The sequence below is a fragment of the Blastococcus sp. SYSU DS0539 genome, assembly GCF_054050855.1.
In genome coordinates this window covers 124969-143827 of record NZ_JBJHAF010000011.1, presented here as the reverse complement: position 1 = coordinate 143827, position 18859 = coordinate 124969, and the positions used below count along the sequence as shown (strand labels likewise).

At 76.1% G+C, this 18859-nt stretch carries 16 protein-coding genes; 6 read left to right on the top strand and 10 right to left on the bottom strand.

What is annotated here, in order from left to right:
• Nucleotides 1-19 precede the first annotated feature (19 nt).
• The 8 genes from ACI790_RS14750 to ACI790_RS14715 form a co-directional block, all read right to left on the bottom strand.
• A complete protein-coding gene (locus ACI790_RS14750) occupies nucleotides 20-3352 on the bottom strand; it encodes an ATP-dependent helicase (protein WP_456570533.1) in 3333 nt (1110 codons plus the stop codon).
• Nucleotides 3349-6531 (bottom strand): ATP-dependent helicase, encoded by a 3183-nt coding sequence (locus tag ACI790_RS14745; protein WP_456570532.1) that lies wholly within the window; start codon nucleotides 6529-6531, stop codon nucleotides 3349-3351. The genes ACI790_RS14750 and ACI790_RS14745 overlap by 4 nt, the downstream gene beginning before the upstream one ends.
• Before the next feature lie 69 nt (nucleotides 6532-6600).
• Nucleotides 6601-6762 carry a hypothetical protein gene (locus ACI790_RS14740; protein ID WP_456570531.1) on the bottom strand — a complete coding sequence of 54 codons (162 nt, stop codon included), beginning with the start codon at nucleotides 6760-6762 and terminating at the stop codon, nucleotides 6601-6603.
• 143 nt (nucleotides 6763-6905) lie between these two features.
• On the bottom strand, nucleotides 6906-7211 hold the full coding sequence (locus ACI790_RS14735) for an MGMT family protein (protein WP_456570530.1): 306 nt from the start codon (nucleotides 7209-7211) through the stop codon (nucleotides 6906-6908).
• A 30-nt stretch (nucleotides 7212-7241) separates the two neighbouring features.
• Complete coding sequence (locus ACI790_RS14730; protein ID WP_456570529.1) at nucleotides 7242-7829, bottom strand: TIGR03086 family metal-binding protein; 588 nt, start codon at nucleotides 7827-7829, stop codon at nucleotides 7242-7244.
• A gap of 79 nt (nucleotides 7830-7908) precedes the next feature.
• Nucleotides 7909-9069: an adenylyltransferase/sulfurtransferase MoeZ gene (gene moeZ, locus ACI790_RS14725; protein WP_456570528.1), complete on the bottom strand. Its 1161-nt coding sequence runs from the start codon at nucleotides 9067-9069 to the stop codon at nucleotides 7909-7911.
• A gap of 106 nt (nucleotides 9070-9175) precedes the next feature.
• Nucleotides 9176-10021, bottom strand: a complete 846-nt coding sequence (locus ACI790_RS14720) for a DUF3152 domain-containing protein (protein ID WP_456570527.1) — start codon at nucleotides 10019-10021, stop codon at nucleotides 9176-9178.
• Between the two features lie 113 nt (nucleotides 10022-10134).
• Nucleotides 10135-11193, bottom strand: a complete 1059-nt coding sequence (locus ACI790_RS14715) for an alpha/beta hydrolase (RefSeq protein ID WP_456570526.1) — start codon at nucleotides 11191-11193, stop codon at nucleotides 10135-10137.
• A 71-nt stretch (nucleotides 11194-11264) separates the two neighbouring features.
• On the opposite strand from ACI790_RS14715, the gene ACI790_RS14710 reads away from it, so the two are divergent.
• Nucleotides 11265-11909, top strand: a complete 645-nt coding sequence (locus tag ACI790_RS14710; RefSeq protein ID WP_456570525.1) for a TetR/AcrR family transcriptional regulator — start codon at nucleotides 11265-11267, stop codon at nucleotides 11907-11909.
• A 96-nt stretch (nucleotides 11910-12005) separates the two neighbouring features.
• The gene (locus ACI790_RS14705; RefSeq protein ID WP_456570524.1) at nucleotides 12006-12254 is read left to right on the top strand and encodes a DUF3107 domain-containing protein; all 249 of its coding nucleotides are present in this window, start codon (nucleotides 12006-12008) and stop codon (nucleotides 12252-12254) included.
• A gap of 60 nt (nucleotides 12255-12314) precedes the next feature.
• Here ACI790_RS14705 and ACI790_RS14700 read toward each other — a convergent pair whose 3' ends face one another.
• Nucleotides 12315-12965 (bottom strand): ferritin-like fold-containing protein, encoded by a 651-nt coding sequence (locus ACI790_RS14700; protein ID WP_456570523.1) that lies wholly within the window; start codon nucleotides 12963-12965, stop codon nucleotides 12315-12317.
• Between the two features lie 190 nt (nucleotides 12966-13155).
• Here ACI790_RS14700 and ACI790_RS14695 point away from each other — a divergent pair, with 190 nt between their 5' ends.
• The 4 genes from ACI790_RS14695 to ACI790_RS14680 are packed head-to-tail and all read left to right on the top strand — an operon-like array spanning nucleotide 13156 to nucleotide 17989.
• The gene (locus ACI790_RS14695) at nucleotides 13156-15009 is read left to right on the top strand and encodes a DEAD/DEAH box helicase (RefSeq protein WP_456570522.1); all 1854 of its coding nucleotides are present in this window, start codon (nucleotides 13156-13158) and stop codon (nucleotides 15007-15009) included.
• A gap of 14 nt (nucleotides 15010-15023) precedes the next feature.
• A complete protein-coding gene (locus ACI790_RS14690) occupies nucleotides 15024-16151 on the top strand; it encodes an outer membrane protein assembly factor BamB family protein (protein WP_456570521.1) in 1128 nt (375 codons plus the stop codon).
• A gap of 54 nt (nucleotides 16152-16205) precedes the next feature.
• Nucleotides 16206-17123 carry an alpha/beta fold hydrolase gene (locus ACI790_RS14685; RefSeq protein ID WP_456570520.1) on the top strand — a complete coding sequence of 306 codons (918 nt, stop codon included), beginning with the start codon at nucleotides 16206-16208 and terminating at the stop codon, nucleotides 17121-17123.
• The gene (locus ACI790_RS14680) at nucleotides 17120-17989 is read left to right on the top strand and encodes an oxygenase MpaB family protein (protein ID WP_456570519.1); all 870 of its coding nucleotides are present in this window, start codon (nucleotides 17120-17122) and stop codon (nucleotides 17987-17989) included. Before ACI790_RS14685 ends, ACI790_RS14680 begins: the two co-directional genes overlap by 4 nt.
• 3 nt (nucleotides 17990-17992) lie before the next feature.
• Here the strand turns inward: ACI790_RS14680 and ACI790_RS14675 are convergent, their stop codons facing one another.
• Nucleotides 17993-18844, bottom strand: coding sequence for a RecB family exonuclease (locus ACI790_RS14675; protein ID WP_456570518.1), 852 nt, complete (start codon nucleotides 18842-18844; stop codon nucleotides 17993-17995).
• Between the last annotated feature and the right edge of the window lie 15 nt (nucleotides 18845-18859).

Sequence of the window (18859 nt, the reverse complement as noted above, 5' to 3'; positions counted from 1 at the left end):
GGTGCTCGACGGGACGGGATCAGCCCGTCCCGGTGACCAGGGCGAGCAGGCCGGCCTCGTCGAGCAGGTCGACGGGGCGGATCGTCTCCTTGGCCGTGACGTGGTGGAAGCCGGCGCTGACCTGCTCCACCGGCACCCCCGTCAGCCGGGACCAGCCCAGCCGGTAGGCGGCCAGCTGCACGCCGACGGCGGCCAGCTCCGCGCCGGACGGCGGGGGCCCGGTCTTCCAGTCGATGACCTCGTAGCCGCCGTCCTCCCGCTGGAACACCGCGTCGATCCGCCCGCGCAGGGTCAACGGCCCCAGCGGCGTCTCGAACGGCACCTCGACCTCGACCGGCTGGCGGTCGGCCCACTCGCCGGCGAGGAAGGCGGCGCGCAGCTCCTCGAGCTGGTCGTCGGGGGCGGCCCGCTCGTCACCGGAGCCGGGGAGCTCGTCGAGATCGACCAGCCGGGCGGCGCCGAACCGCTCCTCCAGCCAGGCGTGGAAGGCCGTTCCCCGGCGCGCCTGCGGGGCGGGTGCGGCCGGCATCGGCCGGCGCAGCCGGCGGGCCAGCTCGGCCGGGTCCCGCCGCAGGGTGACCAGCGCCGACACCGACAGGTGCGACGGCAGCGGCACCTCGACGGCGGGGCGGGCCGCGGCGGCGCGCTCGCGGAGCAGCAGGTCGGCGTCGCGGACCCACTGCTCGACCAGCTCGTCGGATCCGCCCAGGCTGCGCTCGGGGTCCAGCGGGTGCGGCGCGGCGCCCTCGACCAGCTGGGCGGCGGCGGTCAGCGCGCGACGGCGGGGCTCCGACAGCGGATCGGCCGGCCACACCCCGACCGGCCACTCCTCCAGCGCCGGGTTGGTGGCGCCGTCCTCCGGAGCCGGAGCCCAGTGCACGACGGTGCCGGCGCCGGCCTCGCACGCCTCCTTGGCGGTGTGCAGGAGGGACGACGGCCCGCACGGCTTGATGCCGTCGCGCCACCAGCTGCCCGAGCACAGCAGCAGCCGCTTGGCGCGGGTGACGGCGACGTAGCCGAGCCGGATCTCCTCGTCGCGGCCGAAGTCCTTCCAGTCCTGGACGTACTCCTCCAGGGCGTCCCGGACCACCGCCTGGTCGCCGGACCCGGGCACGGGCAGCTTCAGGCGGGGCAGCTCCTCGCGGTCGGTGAGCCGCAGGTCCACCGGGACGGCGCCCGGGTCCTTGATCCAGGAGTCGCTGGCGTTGCTGCGCGCGGGGAACTGGTCGACGGTCATCCCGGGCACGGCGACGACGTCCCACTCCAGCCCCTTCGCGGAGTGGCCGGTCAGCAGCTGCACCGCCTCGGGGTTGACCGCCACCTCGCCGGGCTCCAGCCCCCGCTCGCGCTCCTCGGCGTCGCGCAGGTAGCCCAGGAAGGCCGGCAGCGAGGGCAGCTCGGCCAGCTCGGTGAACTCCGCGGCGACGCCGTGCAGCGCGTCCAGGTGCGCCCGCGCGCCGGCCGGGCTGACGCCGGGGGCGCTGGCGAGCTCGGTCTCCAGCCCCAGGGTGCGGGCCACCTCGTCGACCAGGTCGGGAAGCGAGTCGCCGATCCGGGTGCGCAGGTGGGCGAGCTCGCCACCTAGCCGGCGCAGCCGCCGGTAGCCGGTCGGCGAGTACTGGGCGGCGTCCCCGAGGTCGTCCAGCGCCTCGACGATGCTGCCGCGCTCCTGCGGCGCCTCGACGGCGGCCGGCCCGTCGGCCGGCGGGCCGCCGTCGTCCGGGGGGGCCGGGCGGCGGGAGTGCACCAGCGCCCGGGCGCGGGCCTCCAGCGCGGCGAGGTCACGCGGGCCGATCCGCCAGCGGGCGCCGGTGAGCAGGCGGCCCATCGCGTCCCCGGCCGTGGGGTCGACCAGCACGGTGAGCGTGGCGACGACGTCGGAGACCTCGGGCACCTCGAGCAGCCCGCCCAGCCCCACGACCTCGACCGGCAGGCCGCGCTCGCGCAGCGCCGCGGCGATGCCCGGCAGCTGCTTGCGGGTGCGCACCAGCACCGCCATCGAGGGGTGCTGTCCGTCGGATCGTGGCGACAGGGCGGGGTCACGGCCCTCCCAGCAGGCCGCGAACCGGTCGGCCAGCGCGGTGGTCTCGTCGGCCACGGTCTCGTACAGCCCGACGGTGACCGCGCCGCGGCCCGCGGTGGGTGCGGGAGCGAGGTCGGGCAGCGGCTGGGCGGGCTCGGGGAGCATCGCCGAGACGGCGTTGGCCACGGCGAGCACCGACTCGTCGTTGCGCCAGCTGGTGGCCAGCGTCAGCCGCTCGGCGCCGCGACCGGGACGGCCCGGGAAGGTGCGGGCGAACCGCTCGATGGTGCCGGCCGAGGCGCCGCGCCAGCCGTAGATCGACTGGCGGGGGTCGCCGACGGCCAGCACCGGGTGCCCGGTGTCGCCGCCGAAGAGCGCCTCGAGCATGCGCAGCTGACCGACGCTGGTGTCCTGGTACTCGTCCAGCAGCACCACCTGCCAGCGGGCCCGCTCGCGGCGGCCGACCTCGGCCGAGGCGACGGCGATCCGCGCTGCGTAGGACACCTGGTCGGCGTAGTCGATGGAGCCCATCGCCCGCTTGCGGGCCTCGAACGCCTCGACCAGCGGCAGCAGGGCGACCCGGGCCCGCTGCCGGGCGAGCATCTCGGTGACCGCGGCGTAGGGCCCCTTCTTCTTCGGGGCGTCCGGATAGCCGGCGAGCTGCGCCTCCAGCCGCGCCGTCCAGGCCCGCAGCGCGGCTGGGGTGACGTCGTGCTCGCCCATCTCGCCGGCGAGGGCCAGCACGTCCTCCACCGTGGTGAGCAGCGTCAGGGGGACGTCGGACATGTCGCCGGTCCAGGCCGCCACCACCGTCGCCGCCTGCCCCCAGCACATGGCCGGGCCCAGCACTCCGGCGCCGGGTTCCACGCCGATCCGCAGCCCGTGCTCGGCCACCAGGGACGCGGCGTACCCGTGGTAGGTCGAGACCGTCGGCTGGGCGATGGCGAGGCGCTCCCGGAGGTCGTCCTCGGTGTCCGGGTGCCGGGCCAGGGCGCCCAGCCGGCGCCGGATCCGCTCGTTCAGCTCGCTGGCGGCCTTCCGGGTGAAGGTGAGGCCGAGGATCGCCTCGGGCGCCACGATCCGGTTGGCGACCAGGTAGGACACCCGCGCGGCCATCGTCTCGGTCTTGCCCGAGCCGGCGCCGGCGACGACCACCAGCGGCCGGTCGGCGGGGGCGCGGACGACGCCGGCCTGCTCGTCGGACGGCGCGTAGGGCAGCCCGCAGCGCTCGGCGACCTCCGCCGGCGTCAGCAGCCGGTGCGGCTCCTCCCGCGGCGCGGGGGCCTCGGCCAGCAGGTCGTCGAAGGACAGCTGCCCGTCGTCGCTCATCCGGTCACCTGCCGTCCGCGCTCCTGCAGCGGGCAGCTGCGGCGGGCCGGGCACCGCGCGCAGTGGGTGCCGGTGCGCACCTCGAACGTGCCGGCCCCCATCCCGTCCCCGACCTCGGCCACCAGCTGCCCCGCCCACGTCTGGTCCAGCGGCACGTCGGCGGGCAACGGCTCCTGGTGCTGCTCCTTGGCCTTGGCGCCGGTGCCGACCTGCAGCAGCGCGGCGCCGCCGGGCACCGTGCCGTGCTCGGCGAACCCGCCCGCGGCGACCGCGACCTGGTAGGCGGCGAGCTGGCCGTGCTCCTCGGTGTTCCTGGCCGCCGTCCTGCCGGTCTTGAGGTCGACGACGACCAGGCGCCCCTCGGCGTCCCGCTCCAACCGGTCGACCTGCCCGCGGATGCGCGCCCGGCCGACCACCACGTCGACGTCACCCTCCGCGGTGAGCAGCTCCCGGCCGTTGGCGGCGTGCCAGCGGAGGAAGCGGTCGAGCATCTCCTGGGCCTGGACGCGCTGCCGCTGGTCGGCCCAGCCGGGGCCGAGGTCGAGCTGGTCCAGCTCGGCGTCCAGCACCCCGCGCGCGTCGGCCGGCGGCAGGCCCTCGGCGACCTGCTGGGCGACCGCGTGCACCGCCGTCCCGACGGTGCGGGTGGCGTCGGGCGAGGCCTCGGCGCCGACCGCGCCGAGCACCCAGCGCAGCGGGCAGCGCTGGAAGGTCTCGATGGCCGAGGGCCGCACCCGCACCGGCTCCTCCTCGGGAACCAGCGGCGCGTCGTCCGACAGCGGGGCGAGCCCCCACCAGCGGGCGGGCGCGGCACCGGCCACGCCGTCGTCGGCCAGGCGGCGGAGCAGCGCCGCCGCGGCGGAGCGGCGGGCCGGGGGCGTGTGCGGGTCGGTGACCGCCCGGCGCAGCTCGGCGACCAGCGCCGGCAGGGTGAGCGCGCGGGGCAGCTCGGTGAGCGGGCGGCCGTCGGCGGGGGGCGGCTCGACCAGGTCCAGGAACCGGGAGGCGGTGGCGCCCGCGTCCGCGCCGTCCAACGCGCCCTCGATCGCGGTGACGACGAGGCGCCGGCGGGCCCGGGTGGTGGCCACGTAGAACAGCCGGCGCTCCTCGGCCAGCGCCAGCGCGCGGCGGTCGGTGCCGGTGCCGTCGATGCCCGCGGCCTTCTCGACCAGCACCTCCGCACCGAGCAGCGACGCCCGCTCGCGCAGGTCGGGCCAGACGCCCTCCTGCACGCCGGAGACGCAGACCAGGTCCCACTCCAGCCCCTTGGCGGCGTGCGCGGTGAGCAGCCGCACCGTCTCGCCGGCGGTCGCCCGCGCGGCGCCGGTGTCGCCGGGCAGCTCCTGCGCCGACAGGTGGGCGACGAACGCCCGGACGTCGGCCGACGGCAGCCGGTCGACGAACCCGGCGGCGGCGTCGAACAGCGCGACGACGGCGTCGAGGTCGCGGTCGGCGACGGCTCCCGAGGGACCACCGGCGGCGCTGGCCCGCGCCCACCGACCCGCCAGGCCGCTGCGCTGCCACATCGCCCACAGCACGTCCTCGGCGGTGCCGTCCTGCGCGAGCGCCAGCCGGCCGGCGGCCATGACCGCGGCGACCCGGGCGGCGGGCCGGGCCAGGTGCTCGGGCAGCGCCCCCAGCAGCGCCTCGTCGGTCAGCGCGTCGGCCAGCGGCGTGCCCCGTTCGGCGGCGTCGATGCCCTGCCTGGCCAGGGCCACCCGCACCGCCCGGCGCAGCCGCCGGAGGTCGAGCACCGTCGCGCCACCGAGCGGGGAGGCCAGCAGCGCCTCCGCGCCCGGCTCGTCGAGACCGGTGGGCTCGCCGTCGGGGCGCGGCAGCAGCGCGGAGAGCGCGTGCAGGAAGGGGGCGACCGCGGGCTGCGCGGCCAGCGGCAGGTCGTCGGTGGAGACGGTGACCGGCACGCCGGCGGACGCGAGCGCCCGGCGGAACGGGGCGAGCACCCCGGCGGTCCGCACGACCACCGCCATCTGCGACCACGGGACGCCGTCGAGCAGGTGCCCCCGGCGCAGGACGTCGGCGACGTAGGCGGCCTCGACCGCGGCGGACCCGAAGACGTGCACCTCCGCCTCTCCGGGGGGTGTCGACTCCCCCGCCGTCAGCCGGCGGTGCTCCCAGGGGCCGGGCAGCCCCTCGGCCACCGCGCGGCTGATCCGCAGCAGCTCCTCCCCCGACCGCCGGCAGACGCCGAGCGAGACCCGGGCGGCCGCGCGGCCGTCGGTGTGCCGGAACCGGTCGCAGAACTGGACGATGCCGCGGGGCTCGGCACCGCGGAAGGCGTAGATGGACTGGTCGGGGTCGCCGACCGCGACCAGGTTGCCGCCGCCCCCGGCGAGCAGCGCCAGCAGCTCGACCTGCGCCGGATCGGTGTCCTGGTACTCGTCGACGAACAGCCAGCGGGCGCGTTCGCGCTCCTGGCGCAGCAGCTCCGGGTCCTCGCTCAGCTCCAGGATGGCCTGGCGGACCAGCTCCGCCGGGTCGTAGCCGGAGGCGTCACCGCGCGAGGCGACCCAGAAGTCGCTGACGTTCTCGTACTGCTGCTGGAACGCGGCGGCGTGCACCCAGTGGTCGCGGCCGGTCTCGCGGCCCCAGGCGGCCAGGCGCTCGGGACCGACACCGCGCTCGGTCGCGCGCAGCAGCAGCTCGCGCAGCTCGGCCCGGAAGCCCTCGGTGCCCAGCGCCGGCGCGAGGTCGTCGGGCCAGCGGACGGTGCCCACGCCCTCGGCGTCACCGCGCAGCAGCTCGGCGACGACCGCGTCCTGCTCCGCGGAGGTGAGCAGGCGCGGCGGCGGGTCGCCCCGCAGCACGGCGGCGCGGCGCAGCACGCCGTAGGCGTAGGAGTGGAACGTCCGGGCCAGCGGCTCCCGGATGGTGCGCGCCACCCGCGAGGTGATCCGGGTGCGCAGCTCGGCGGCGGCCTTGCGGCTGAAGGTGAGGACCAGGATCTGCTCGGGATCGATGCCGGCGTCGATCCGGCGGGCGACGGCCTCGACGATCGTCGTCGTCTTGCCGGTGCCGGGGCCGGCGAGCACGAGCAGCGGCCCGCCGGGGTGGTCGACGACCGCCTGCTGGGTCGGGTCGAGCAGCGGAGCCGTGGTGCGTGGCGGCTCCCCCGGCAGCAGCCGGTAGACCGGACCGCTCTCACCCCCGTGCTGTGCCACCCCTCGATGGAATCACGGGGGTACGACGATCCGGCGCGGGCGCGAGGGTGGGCGCGGCGCCCGCCGGGATCAGACCAGCGAGTCCAGCAGCGACTGCGCGAGCATCAGGTCCGCCGCGGTGGTCAGCCAGCCGGCGACGAGCAGCAGCGGAAAGGCCCGCTCCGAGTCGAGCGACGCGGTTCCAGCGACCAGCCCGGCCTGGGCGACCGCCCGGCACGCCATCGTGTTCATGGCCGGAGGATCGGCACGATCCCGCCGGAACTGGAGGCGATGCGCGCAATCGGTACGCGCGAGGGAGCCGGACACGTGCCCGACACAGGCGCCCGGCGGGTGCACGCGGCAGGACCGCCGGCTCCCGCCCACCCGAGCCGCGATCAGGATCCGGATCGGTCGGGCCAGCCGACCGCCGCCAGGTCCACCTTCCCGCTGCGCGCCGGAACCCCCTCGCCGGCCAGCAGCTCCAGCTGGCGGGCGCGCACCGGCTCGGCGGCCGAGCCGTCGGCGCGTACCACCCGGTGCCAGGGCACCGCTGCCCCGCCCGAGCTCAGCGCCCGCGCCACCCGCCGCGGCCCGACCCCCACCAGCCGGCCGATGGCGCCGTAGGTGCTCACCCGCCCGCGGGGGATGCGCTCGACCGCGTCGAAGACGGCCTCGTCGACGTCCAGCGCGGCACCGGTCACCCGCTCATGGTGGCCCCTCGGACCACCGGATCAGAAGTCCTTGCGGCCGAACCTCGCCAGCAGCCGGGTCTGCGGCGGCGCGGCCGCGGAGACGTCCAGCGGCGGGTCGAACAACCCGGGCACGCCGTCCTCGGGGAGCCGCTCGGCGTAGACGAGGGCGGCGGTCACCAGCTCGCCGTCCAGCACCGTGTCGCCGTCGGTGGCGCGGGCCAGGTCCCACGCGTGCACGGTGAGGTCGGTGGTCATCTCCACGATGTACTCGGCGCTGGGCGTGGGGCCGCGGGACAGGTGCACCGTCCGGATCAGCCCCTCGTCCTCGGCGAACGCCGAGAGCGCGCCGTCGGCCGCGGACTCCCAGCCGAGCAGCGGATCGGCGCCCAGCAGGTCGGAGGTGCTGTCGGGAAAGCGGCCGTCGACGAGGTCGACGGGCTCGCCGGCCAGCAGCGGGGGCACCCACAGCGCCTCGCTCACCAGGTGCGCGACGAGATCGGCGACCGTCCACCCGGGCAGCGCCTCGTCCTCCCACCGGTCCGGCGCCACGGCGTCGACCCGGTCGGTGAACTGGTTCTGGGCGCGCTGGAAGAGCTCCAGGAGCTCGACGGGCGAGTAGTCGGCCATGGCGCCAGTGAACATGCCGAGGGCCCGGCCCGCCTCTCCTGGGGAGAGGCCGACCGGGCCCTCGGACCGACCCTGCGGATCAGTAGGTCGGCAGTGCCTTGTCGATGCGGGTGGCCCATGCCGTGACGCCGCCCTGGACGTGCACGGCGTCCTTGAAGCCGGCGTTCTTCACCGCGGCGAGCGCCTCGGCCGAGCGCACGCCCGTCTTGCAGTGCAGCACGATCGGCTTGTCCTGCGGCAGGGACGCCAGCGCCCGGCCGGAGAGGATCTCGTCCTTGGGGATCAGCTTCGCGCCGGGGATCGAGACGATCTCGTACTCGTTGGGCTCCCGGACGTCGATCAGCTCGAAGTCCTTGCCGGCGTCCATCATGTCCTTGAGCTCGTCGACGGTGATCGTCGCGCCCGCGGCCGCCAGCTGGGCCTCCTCGGAGACGACACCGCAGAACGCCTCGTAGTCGATGAGGCCGGTGATCGGCTCACCCTCGGGGTCCTTGCGCACCTTGATCGTGCGGAAGGTCATCTCCAGGGCGTCGTAGACCATGAGCCGGCCGAGCAGCGTCTCCCCGATGCCGGTGATCAGCTTGACCGCCTCGGTCGCCTGGATGGCGCCGACGGTGGCGCAGAGGACGCCGAGCACGCCGCCCTCGGCGCAGCTGGGCACCATGCCGGGCGGCGGGGGCACCGGGTAGAGGTCGCGGTAGTTCGGGCCGTGCTCGTTCCAGAAGACCGAGACCTGGCCGTCGAACCGGTAGATCGAGCCCCACACGTAGGGCTTGTCCAGCAGCACGCAGGCGTCGTTCACCAGGTAGCGCGTGGCGAAGTTGTCGGTGCCGTCGACGATGAGGTCGTACTCGCGGAAGATGTCGAGCACGTTCTCGCTGTCCAGCCGCGTCTCGTGCAGCCGGACGTCGATCAGCGGGTTGATCTCCTTGATGGAGTCCCGTGCGCTCTCGGCCTTCGACCGGCCCACGTCGGACTGCCCGTGGATGATCTGGCGCTGCAGGTTGGACTCGTCGACGGTGTCGAACTCGACGATGCCCAGGGTGCCGACACCGGCCGCAGCCAGGTACATCAGCACCGGCGAGCCGAGGCCGCCGGCGCCGACGGCGAGCACCTTGGCGTTCTTGAGCCGCTTCTGCCCGTCCATCCCGACGTCGGGGATGATCAGGTGGCGGCTGTACCGGCGGACCTCGTCGATGGACAGGTCGGCTGCGGGCTCCACCAGCGGTGGCAGGGTCACGCTTGCTCCTCTTGATCGCGGACAGCGGCCCGCACCGGGGCCGACGTTCGTGGGCATAACAGCCTGCCAGCCCTCCGTAATCCCGCCGCCCGCGGCCGGTTCCGGATCAGGGGAAGGGCCAGGCGTTCTTCACGCAGTCGCCGAGGGAGAGGGTCTGCTGCTGCATGACCGGAGCCGGCCGGCCGGGCCCGGGGCACCCCTCGTGCCCGTTGCCGAGCGCGTGGCCGACCTCGTGGTTCACCACGTAGTGCCGGTAGGTCGCCAGGTCGCCGCCGTAGTGCGGCACCGCGGTGGCCCAGCGGGCCAGGTTGATGACCGCGCGGTCCCCGTACCGGCAGGACGTGTAGCCACCCGTGCCGACTCCCGGGCAGTAGGTCTCCATGCTCCCCGGGCTGACGAGGCTGACCTTGAAGTCGTAGTCGGCGCCCACGCCCACCCGCTGGAAGGACAGCCGCCCGCCGTTGCCCCACGACCGGGGGTCGGCGAGCGTCGCCGTCACCGCCTCGGCGAAGGCCGCGCCGTCCACCCCGATCCCGTTCTCGACCTCGACGAGGAAGCGCTGCAGCGGTCCGGTGCCGTGGACCTCGGACCCCCCGTCGACCACGGAAAGGCTCCCCGCCCCCTGCTGCACGTACTCCTCGGCGGTCGGCGCCGCGGGCGTCTCGCTCGGCCCGGCGTCACCCTGCGCGGGAGCCACCGGCTCGACCGACGGCTCGGCCGACGGCTCGTTCGGCGGAGCGGCCTCGGACGCCGACGTCGTCGCGGGGGCCTGGCCGGCGACGGGAGATGCCGGGGCCGAGCCGGGCGGGTTCAGCACCAGGTCGACGAGGACGGCGATCGTGGCGAGCGCGAGGACGGGGATCGCGTAGGCCCGCCAGCCGTACCGCCGCGCGAGCCGGCCGAGCCGGCCGAGCCGGCCGCCGGGCCGGTCCGGGCCGCGACGGCGGATCACCGGACGGGGCTCGTCGTGCGCGACCAGCGGCCCTCGGCGGGACGCGGGCCGACCGTCGGTCAGACGTCCGCCCACCGGCCGTCCTCCTGCTCCGTCGCGCCACCCCGGTGGGGTCAGCGTCTCACGCTGCGTCGCGTGGCCGTGACAACCGGGCGGTCCGCCGCGTCCGGATCGGCGGGTCGCCCCTCGACCATGCCGAGCACCGCGCGCGCCATCGGCTCCGGCGCCTCCAGCATCGCCACGTGCCCGACGCCGTCGAGCACGAGGAGCCGGCCGTCGGGCACGGTCGCGGCCAGCCGCGGGGCCATCGCCGGGTCGACCAGCCGGTCCCGCCCGCCCCAGACCACGAGGACGGGCATGCGCAGGCCGCGGGCCGCCCGCCAGGCGTTGGCCGGGCCCAGGCGCAGGTAGGAGGTGATCAGGCCGCGCATGCTCCGGGCCAGCGCCCGGTCCGCCCACGGCTGCTCCGCCCGCTCGTGCATCTCCCGGACGGCCTGCTCGACGCGCTCGGGCGGGACCGCGGCCGGGTCGCCGAAGCACATCCGGATCATCGACCGGACGCTCGCCTCCGGCGAGACGGCGGCCAGCCGGCGCTCCGCCAGCGTCGGCACGCCGGGCACGAGCAGGAGCAGCAGCACCCGGCTGAACGCCGGGGGCACCCGGTACACCGGCATGGCCGGGGACACCAGCGTCAGCGTCGCCACCAGGTCCGGGCGCAGCGCCGCCACCAGCAGGCTGACCAGCCCGCCGAGGGAGTTGCCGACCAGGTGGACGGGGCGGCCGGCGCCCTCGCCCGGCTGCGCGGCGACGTGCTCCAGGACGTCGACGACGGCCCGCACGTGGCTCCGGACGGAGTACCGCCCGCGCGACAGGGGCCGCGACCGGCCGAATCCCGGGAGGTCCACCGACCAGCCGTCGAAGCGGACCGCCAGCAGGGCGGCCAGGTCGGTCCAGTTCGTGGAGGCGCCGCCCAGGCCGTGGACGTAGAGCGCGCGCTCCCGGGGCGCGGCCGCCGGCCCACCGGTGCCGGCGTCGCCGTCCACCGGGCCGGTCCACGGGGTCCGCCGGACGAAGACCGCTCCGCCGCGGACGGGGACCTCCTCGCCGGGCCAGGGCCGGAGAGCCGGCCCCGGCGTCGGCATCGGGGTGGCGGAGAGCGCGGCGTCGGACATCGCCTACGACGGTAACGGCGCGTGCCGTAGGTGATCGCCGGCGGGAACCCGCCGGTAGCATGCGCTCTGCCATGCAGCCCTCATCGCCCGCCGCAGCCAACCGGCGCACGTCCCGACTGCCGCGCGGCGCCCGCCGCCTGCAGTTGCTGCGCGCGGCCCAGGACGTCTTCGTCGCGCAGGGCTTCCACGCCGCGGCGATGGACGACATCGCCGTCCGGGCCGGGGTGAGCAAACCGGTGCTCTACCAGCACTTCCCCGGCAAGCGCGAGCTCTACCTGGCCCTGCTCGAGGAGCACGTCTCGTCACTGGCCGACCGGGTCGGGGAGGCGATGGGTGGCACCGCGGACAACCGGGCGCGCGTGAACGCCGCCGTCGGGGCGTACTTCGATTTCATCGACGCCGACGGCGAGGCGTTCCGGCTGGTCTTCGAGTCCGACCTGCGCAACGACGAGGACGTCCGGGGCATCGTCGACCGCGGCACGGCGGTCTGCGTCGAGGCGATCGCCGGCGTCATCGCCGCCGACACCGGCGCCGACCCCGAGCGCGCGCTGCTGCTGGCCTCCGGCCTGACCGGTCTGGCCGAGAGCAGCGCCCGGTGGTGGCTGCCGCGCAAGGGCACGGTCTCCCGCGACGAGGCGGTCACCCTGATGGCCTCGCTGGCCTGGCGCGGGATCTCCGGTTTCCCCCGCGTGGACGGCGACCTGCCGCCCTCCTGAGCGGCGTTCGCTGACGGCGCACCCGCTCGACCGCTCCCGGCCCCGGCGCCTGGACTAGCGTTGGGCCCAGTCGCGAACCGAGGAGGCATCGCCCACGTGGAAGTCAAGATCGGCGTCCAGCACTCGCCCAAGGAGCTGGTCATCGACAGCCCCAAGACCCCCGACGAGATCGCGGCCGAGGTGGCCAAGGCCATGTCGGGCTCGACCAAGGACGGGCTGCTCACCCTGGTCGACGAGCGGGGCCGCAAGGTCCTCGTCCCCGTCGACCGCATCGCCTACGTGGAGATCGCGCAGGCCGACCAGCGCCGCGTCGGTTTCATCGCCGGCACCAGCACCGGCAGCTGATCTCGAGGCCAGCAGCAGGAGGGGCGCTTCCGCGATGCGCGGGAGCGCCCCTTCCGTCTCTCACGGGTTCAGCCCGAGGGCCTTCATCCGCTGGGTGTGGGCCTTGGTGATCCGCTCGATGAGCCGGCCGATGCCCGACAGGTCCCCGGTGCCCGCGACGATGAGCTCGGCCAGCCGGTCGTGCTCGGCGATGACCGCCTGCGAGCGCGTCATGGCCTCGCCGACGAGCCGGCGGCCCCACAGCGCCAGCCGCCCGGCGACCTTCCGGTCGGCGGCGATGGCGCCGCGCACCTCGCGCACGGCGAAGTCCGCGTAGCCGGTGTCCGCCAGCACCTCGAGCACGAGGCCCCGGTCGGGCTCGGGCAGGAAGCCGGCGATCTCGCGGTAGAAGTCGGTCGCCAGGCCGTCACCGACGTAGGCCTTGACCAGCCCCTCGAGCCAGGTGCTCGGCCGGGTGCTCTCGTGGAAGGTGTCCAGCGCGGAGACGAACGGCGCCATGGCCACGGCCGGGTCCACGCCCAGCTCGGCCAGCCGGGCGCTGAGCTGCGCGTAGTGGCCGATCTCGGCGGCGGCCATGCGGGCCAGCGCCGCCCGGCCGGTCAGGGTCGGCGCCATCCGGGCGTCCTCGGCCAGCCGGTCGAAGGCGGTCAGCTCGGCGTAGGCGAGCACGCCCAGCAGGTCGGCGACGGCCGCGTTCTCGACCGGTGGCACGGCAACTCCCGGGGGTTCGACGGCAGGACCCGCGTGCCCCCGACGAGTGATCCATCCGACAGCGGGGAGCGCGGCGCCGAGAGGCTAACCGGTGCCCGCGCTAGCATGGGAATCGGCGAGCCTTCGGGCGCGCTCGTGTATCTGTGCGCTGACGACCGCTGGACGACGCCCCCTGGGCCGTCTCCCGGACGTGTTCGACGCCCGGTCTCGCTGGCCGCGTCGGCGCTGGAACTCATCCCGCGACATCCGACCGCGGACGGGCACGAGGCGGCAGCGCCGCCGCCGGAGCCGGTCCCCCAGCCGACCAGAGGCGAGAGCACTGACCTCCACCGACACGAACCCCACCGACACCCCCACCGAGACGACCGGCGCCCCCGCCGCCGAGCTCGACCGCGCCGAGACCGGCGCCCCGGCCCCCGAGGAGCTCGAGCAGGCCGTCGAGGAGCTCGGCGGCGCCCCCGTGGCCCCCGACAGCCCGCTGTTCAGCGACTTCGACGTCCACCCGGACATCGTCGCGGCGCTGGCCGAGGCGGGCATCCACCGCACCTTCGCCATCCAGGAGCTGACCCTCCCCCTGGCGCTGGCCGGCAACGACCTGATCGGTCAGGCGCGCACCGGCACCGGCAAGACCCTCGGCTTCGGCGTGCCGATGCTGCAGCGGGTCACGCCTCCGGCCGAGGGCGGCGACGGCGTTCCGCAGGCGCTGGTCGTCGTCCCGACCCGTGAGCTGTGCGTGCAGGTGTCCCGCGACCTCGCCACCGCCGGCACCAGGCGCGGCATCCGGGTGCAGGCCATCTACGGCGGGCGCGCGTTCGAGCCGCAGGTCGAGTCGCTGCAGCAGGGCGTCGAGGTCGTCGTCGGCACGCCCGGCCGGCTGCTGGACCTGGCCCAGCGGGGTGACCTGATCCTGGGCAAGGTCAAGGTTCTCGTCCTGGACGAGGCCGACGAGATGCTCGACCTGGGCTTCCTGCCCGACATCGAGCGGATCCTGGCGATGGTCCCGGACAAGCGGCAGACGATGCTGTTCTCCGCCACGATGCCCGGCCCGATCGTCACGCTGTCCCGGTCGTTCATGACGCAGCCCACGCACATCCGGGCGCACGGCAACGACGAGGGCTCGACGGTCCCGCAGACCACCCAGTACATCTACCGGGCGCACAACCTGGACAAGCCCGAGCTGCTCTCGCGCGTCCTGCAGTCCCGCGATCGCGGCCTGGTGATGGTCTTCTGCCGCACCAAGCGGACCGCGCAGAAGGTCGCCGACGAGCTGGTCGACCGCGGCTTCGCCGCCGCGGCCGTGCACGGCGACCTCGGCCAGGGCGCCCGCGAGCAGGCGCTGCGCGCCTTCCGCAGCGGCAAGGTCGACGTCCTCGTCGCCACCGACGTCGCGGCCCGCGGCATCGACGTGACCGGCGTCAGCCACGTCGTCAACTACCAGTGCCCCGAGGACGAGAAGACCTACGTGCACCGGATCGGCCGCACCGGCCGCGCGGGCAGCACCGGTGTCGCCGTCACGCTGGTCGACTGGGACGACATCCCCCGCTGGCAGCTGATCAACAAGGCGCTCGGCCTGGGCTTCGACGACCCGCCGGAGACCTACTCGACCTCGCCGTGGGTCTACACCGACCTCGACGTCCCCGAGAACGCCAAGGGCCGGCTGCCCCGCTCGCAGCGGACCCGCGAGGGTCTGGAGGCGGAGACGCTCGAGGACCTCGGCGAGACCGGCAAGCGCAACCGCCCGGCCGGCCGCGGGAACGACTCGCGCGGTCCGGGTGACCGGACCGCCGGGGACGACAAGCCGGCCGGCGGCGGCAAGAGCCGTCCCCGCCGTCGCACCCGGACGGGGAGCGGCTCCGGCGACCCGGCCGAGGGCACCGACCCGTCCGCGGCCGGCGACGCACCGGCCGGCGCCGAGGGCTCGTCCGAGGGCGGCAGCGCCAAGCCGCGCCGTCGTCGCCGCCGTCGCGGCGGTGCCGGGCGCAGCGGCGCGGACGCCGGCGGCGGTAGCACCGGTCCGGACGCCGGCGCCGGTCCCACCGACTAGTTCCGGTGGCCGTCGTGTCGCGCCCGCCCCTGCGGGTCTGGGTCTGGACGGCGGCCACCGTCGCGCTGGTCGTCGTCGCCGCCCTGCTCTGGCGGAACTCGGACGCGGCCGCCACCGACAGCACCACCGCAGCACCGGCCGACGCCCCCTCGGGGACGCCGGCCGGCGCCGTCTCCGAGGTCTGGTCGGTCCCCGGCGATCCGCGGACCGCCGACGTCGTCGAGGGCGGGCGCGTGCTGGCCGGCTCCGGCTCCGGCGTCCGCGGGCTCGATCCGGCCACCGGGGAGGTGGCCTGGCGCTACACCCGGGCCAACGCCCGCCTGTGCGGCCTGACCGCCACCGACGGCGTCGTCATCGCGGTCTTCCGGACCGAGGACCGGTGCGACGAGGCGGTCGCCCTCGACGCCGGCACCGGGGTGCGGGCGTGGACCCGGAACGTCAACTTCCGGGCCGGCATGACCCTGTCGTCCACCGACCGCATCGTGCTCGCGCACAGCCCGACCGGGATCGTCACGCTCGACCCGACCGGCAACAACATCCGCTGGCGGCACGCCCCGCCGTCGGGGTGCGAGCTCCTCGGCTCCGATGCCGGGGACGCCGGCGTGGCGGTGCTGGAACGGTGCGGCGGGTCGCGGACCCTGCAGCTGCGGCTGCTGGACGGGTTCGACGGGGACGTGCACTGGACGCGTGACCTGCCGCTGCCCGACGGCGCGGACGCGGAGCTGATCGGCGCCGACCTGCTCGTGGGCGTGCGGGTCGGCGACCGGGTCGAGCTGCTCTCCGCTGCGGACGGGGCGCCGCTGACCACGCTGCCCGCCGGCGCCGGGAGTGCGGTGCGGCAGTCGGCTGCCGACGGCGCCGTGCTGGTCGCGGCGGGCGGCGCACTCACCGCCGTCGACCCGGCCTCGGGGCAGCGGCTCTGGGAGGTGCCCGCCACCGGCCTGCCCGGCGAACCGGTCGCGGACGGCGACCGGCTGCGGCTGACCGTCCCGGTCCCCGACGGCTTCGTGCACCGGGACCTGGCCACCGGCGAGGAGCTGGACCGCTCGGCGGCGCCCGGGCTGCCGGCCGGCGGGACGGCGACCGCAGTCGGGGACACCGTGGTGCTCCGCCTGCCCGACGGGGTCCGCGGCTACCGCTGACGCGCGCCGACCCCGCTGCGGCACGGGCGCCGCGATCGGGGTTCACTGGGGACCATGGTCCTGCCCGGCGGCTCCGATCCCCTCCCCGTGCCCCTCGCCATCGCCCCCGACGACCTCCGCCAGCTGGCCCGGCACGACGCCGGCACCCGCACCTTCCCGGGCGGGGCCGGACCACTGGCCGCCCTGGACACCGGCGGCACCGCCGTCCGCGGCACGGTGCTCATGGTGGCCGGCTACACGGGCAGCAAGGAGGACTTCGCCCCGCTGCTGCGGCCGCTGGCCGAGGCCGGCTACCGCGTCGTCGCGCTGGACCAGCGGGGCCAGTACGAGTCGCCCGGGCCCGACGACCCGGCCGGGTACTCGGTGGAGATCCTGGGCGGCGACGTCATCGCGGTCGCGCGGGTGCTCCGGGAGGAGTCCGGGGAGCCGCTGCACCTGGTCGGCCACAGCTTCGGCGGGCTGGTGACGCGGGCCGCGGTGCTCGCCGAGCCGAGCCTGTTCACCACGTTCACGCTGCTGGGCTCGGGGCCGTCCCGGCTCACCGGGCGCCGCGCCGAACTGCTCGACCACCTCGGGCCGCTGCTGGACACCGGCGGCGTGCCCCTGGTGCACCAGACCCTCGAGCAGGTGGCGATGACCGACCCCAAGGCCCAGGCCGTTCCTGCGCCGACCCGGGAGTTCTACACCCGCCGCTTCCTGCGGAACTCCGCCGCCGGGCTGCGCGGCATGGCCGACGCCATGCTGGCCGAGCCCGACCGGGTGGCGGAGCTGAAGGCCACCGGCGTGCCGGTGATGGTGGCGCACGGCGAGGCCGACGACGCATGGTTGCCGCACGTGCAGGCCGACATGGCCCAGCGGCTGGGCGCCCGGCACGAGGTCATCAACAGCTCGATCCACTCCCCCGCCGTCGAGAACCCGCCGCGCACGCTCGAGGTGCTGTGCGACTTCTGGGCCACCGCGGTGACGGCGTGACCGCCCTGCCGTCACCGGCCGACTGGACCGCCGAGGAGGACCGCCTGGGCTTCTTCGGCCCCGGCAGCGTGACGTGGCGGGTGCACGCCGACCCGTCCTTCTCCCTCGGCGGCCTGCGCGCCCTGCTGCTGCAGGCGCTGCACCCGGTGGCCATGGACGGCGTGGCCCGCTTCTCGGGGGCGTTCCGCGACGACCCGTGGCCACGGCTGGTCCGGACGGCGACCTACGTCGACACCGTCACCTTCGGCACCCGCACCGAGGCGGTGCGGGCCGTCGCCCGCGTCCGCGGCATCCACCGCCGGCTGGGCGCCGTGGAGGAGACCACCGGCCGGGCGTACCGCGTCGACGACCCCGACCTGCTGCTCTGGGTGCACTGCTGCGAGGTCGACTCGCTGCTGGCGGTGGCCCGGCGCGCCGGGGTGCCCCTCACCGACGACGACGCCGACCGGTACGTCGCCGAGCAGGTGACCGCCGCCGAGCTCGTCGGGGTGGAGCGGGCCGACGTCCCCGCCTCGGCGGCGGAACTGGTCGCCTACTTCGAGCGGATGCGGCCGTCGCTGGCCGCCACCGCGGCGGCCCGGGACGCCTACCGCCTGATCGTGCTGCCCCCGATGCCGACCTGGGTGCGCTTCCTGACCCCCGCCCAGCCGGCGTGGGGCGGGCTGGCGACGCTCGCCGTGGCGCTGCTGCCGCAGTGGGCCCGGCGGCTGTACTCGCTGCCCGGCCTCGGGCTCACCGACGCCGCGGCGACGGCCGCGGTGCGCGTCTTCCGGCAGACCGTGCTGCGGCTGCCGCGCCGGGCCCAGCGCTCCCCCATCGTCTGGGGCGGCTTCGACCGGGTCGGCGCGGAGCGGCTCAGCGCCTGACGCTCACGCCTCCGTCGCCGGCTCCTCGGGCAGGAAGCTCCACGGCTCCCGGGCCGGCCCCGCCGCCTGGCCGGCCGGGCAGCTGGGCCGGAAGTCGCACCAGCCGCACTGCCGGCCGGGGACCGGCGGGAAGGCGGTGTCGACCTCCGCACCGCCGGCCAGCGCCCTGGTGGCGGAGGTGATGTCGTCGGCGATGTCCTCGGCCCGGCGCACGTGGTTGGCCAGCGACCGGTCGGTGTGCTCGAAGGCGGCGACCGTGCCGCTGGGCAGGTGGTGCAGCTCGACCCGGCTGCACGGCCGGCGGAGGGTGCGGCGCACGCCGAGGACGTAGGCCGCCAGGGCCGGTGACCCGCGGGCTTCGTCGTCGGTGGACGGGACGCGACCGGTCTTGTAGTCGACGACCACCAGCTCGTCGCCCCGCTGGTCGATCCGGTCCACCCGCCCGGAGAGGGCCAGCCGCTCGGTGGTCGCCGCGACGGTGCGCTCGGTGCCCACCGGCTCGTCGGCGGGATCGAGCCCGGCGACGTACTCGGTGAGCCAGCCGGCCGCGCGCGCCCGCCAGCGCTGCGACTGCTCGGCGTCGCGGAACCCGGTGGGCGACCAGACGCCGTGCAGCAGCTGGCGCGCCGCGGCCGCGGTGCGCCGCGGCACCGGGAGGTCCCACCACGAGCGCAGCGCCGCGTGCACCGCCGAGCCGACGGTGTTGTGCGCCCAGGCCGGCCCCTTGGGCGGCTGCGGCCGGTCGACGTAGGTGAACCGGTAGCGGCGCGGGCAGTCGGCGAAGGTGGCCAGCTTGCTCGGCGTGGCCGGGAACAACCGCCGCGGCATGCCCGGCATCTCGAGCTGGTCGCTCACCCCCGCACCCCGCCG

Excerpts from the sequence above, each read along its gene's own strand:
- ACI790_RS14750 (WP_456570533.1), bottom strand. The coding sequence starts at position 3,352 with ATGAGCGACGACGGGCAGCTGTCCTTCGACGACCTGCTGGCCGAGGCC.
- ACI790_RS14740 (WP_456570531.1), bottom strand. The coding sequence starts at position 6,762 with ATGAACACGATGGCGTGCCGGGCGGTCGCCCAGGCCGGGCTGGTCGCT.
- ACI790_RS14730 (WP_456570529.1), bottom strand. The coding sequence starts at position 7,829 with ATGGCCGACTACTCGCCCGTCGAGCTCCTGGAGCTCTTCCAGCGCGCC.
- ACI790_RS14715 (WP_456570526.1), bottom strand. The coding sequence starts at position 11,193 with ATGTCCGACGCCGCGCTCTCCGCCACCCCGATGCCGACGCCGGGGCCG.
- ACI790_RS14710 (WP_456570525.1), top strand. The coding sequence starts at position 11,265 with ATGCAGCCCTCATCGCCCGCCGCAGCCAACCGGCGCACGTCCCGACTG.
- ACI790_RS14685 (WP_456570520.1), top strand. The coding sequence starts at position 16,206 with ATGGTCCTGCCCGGCGGCTCCGATCCCCTCCCCGTGCCCCTCGCCATC.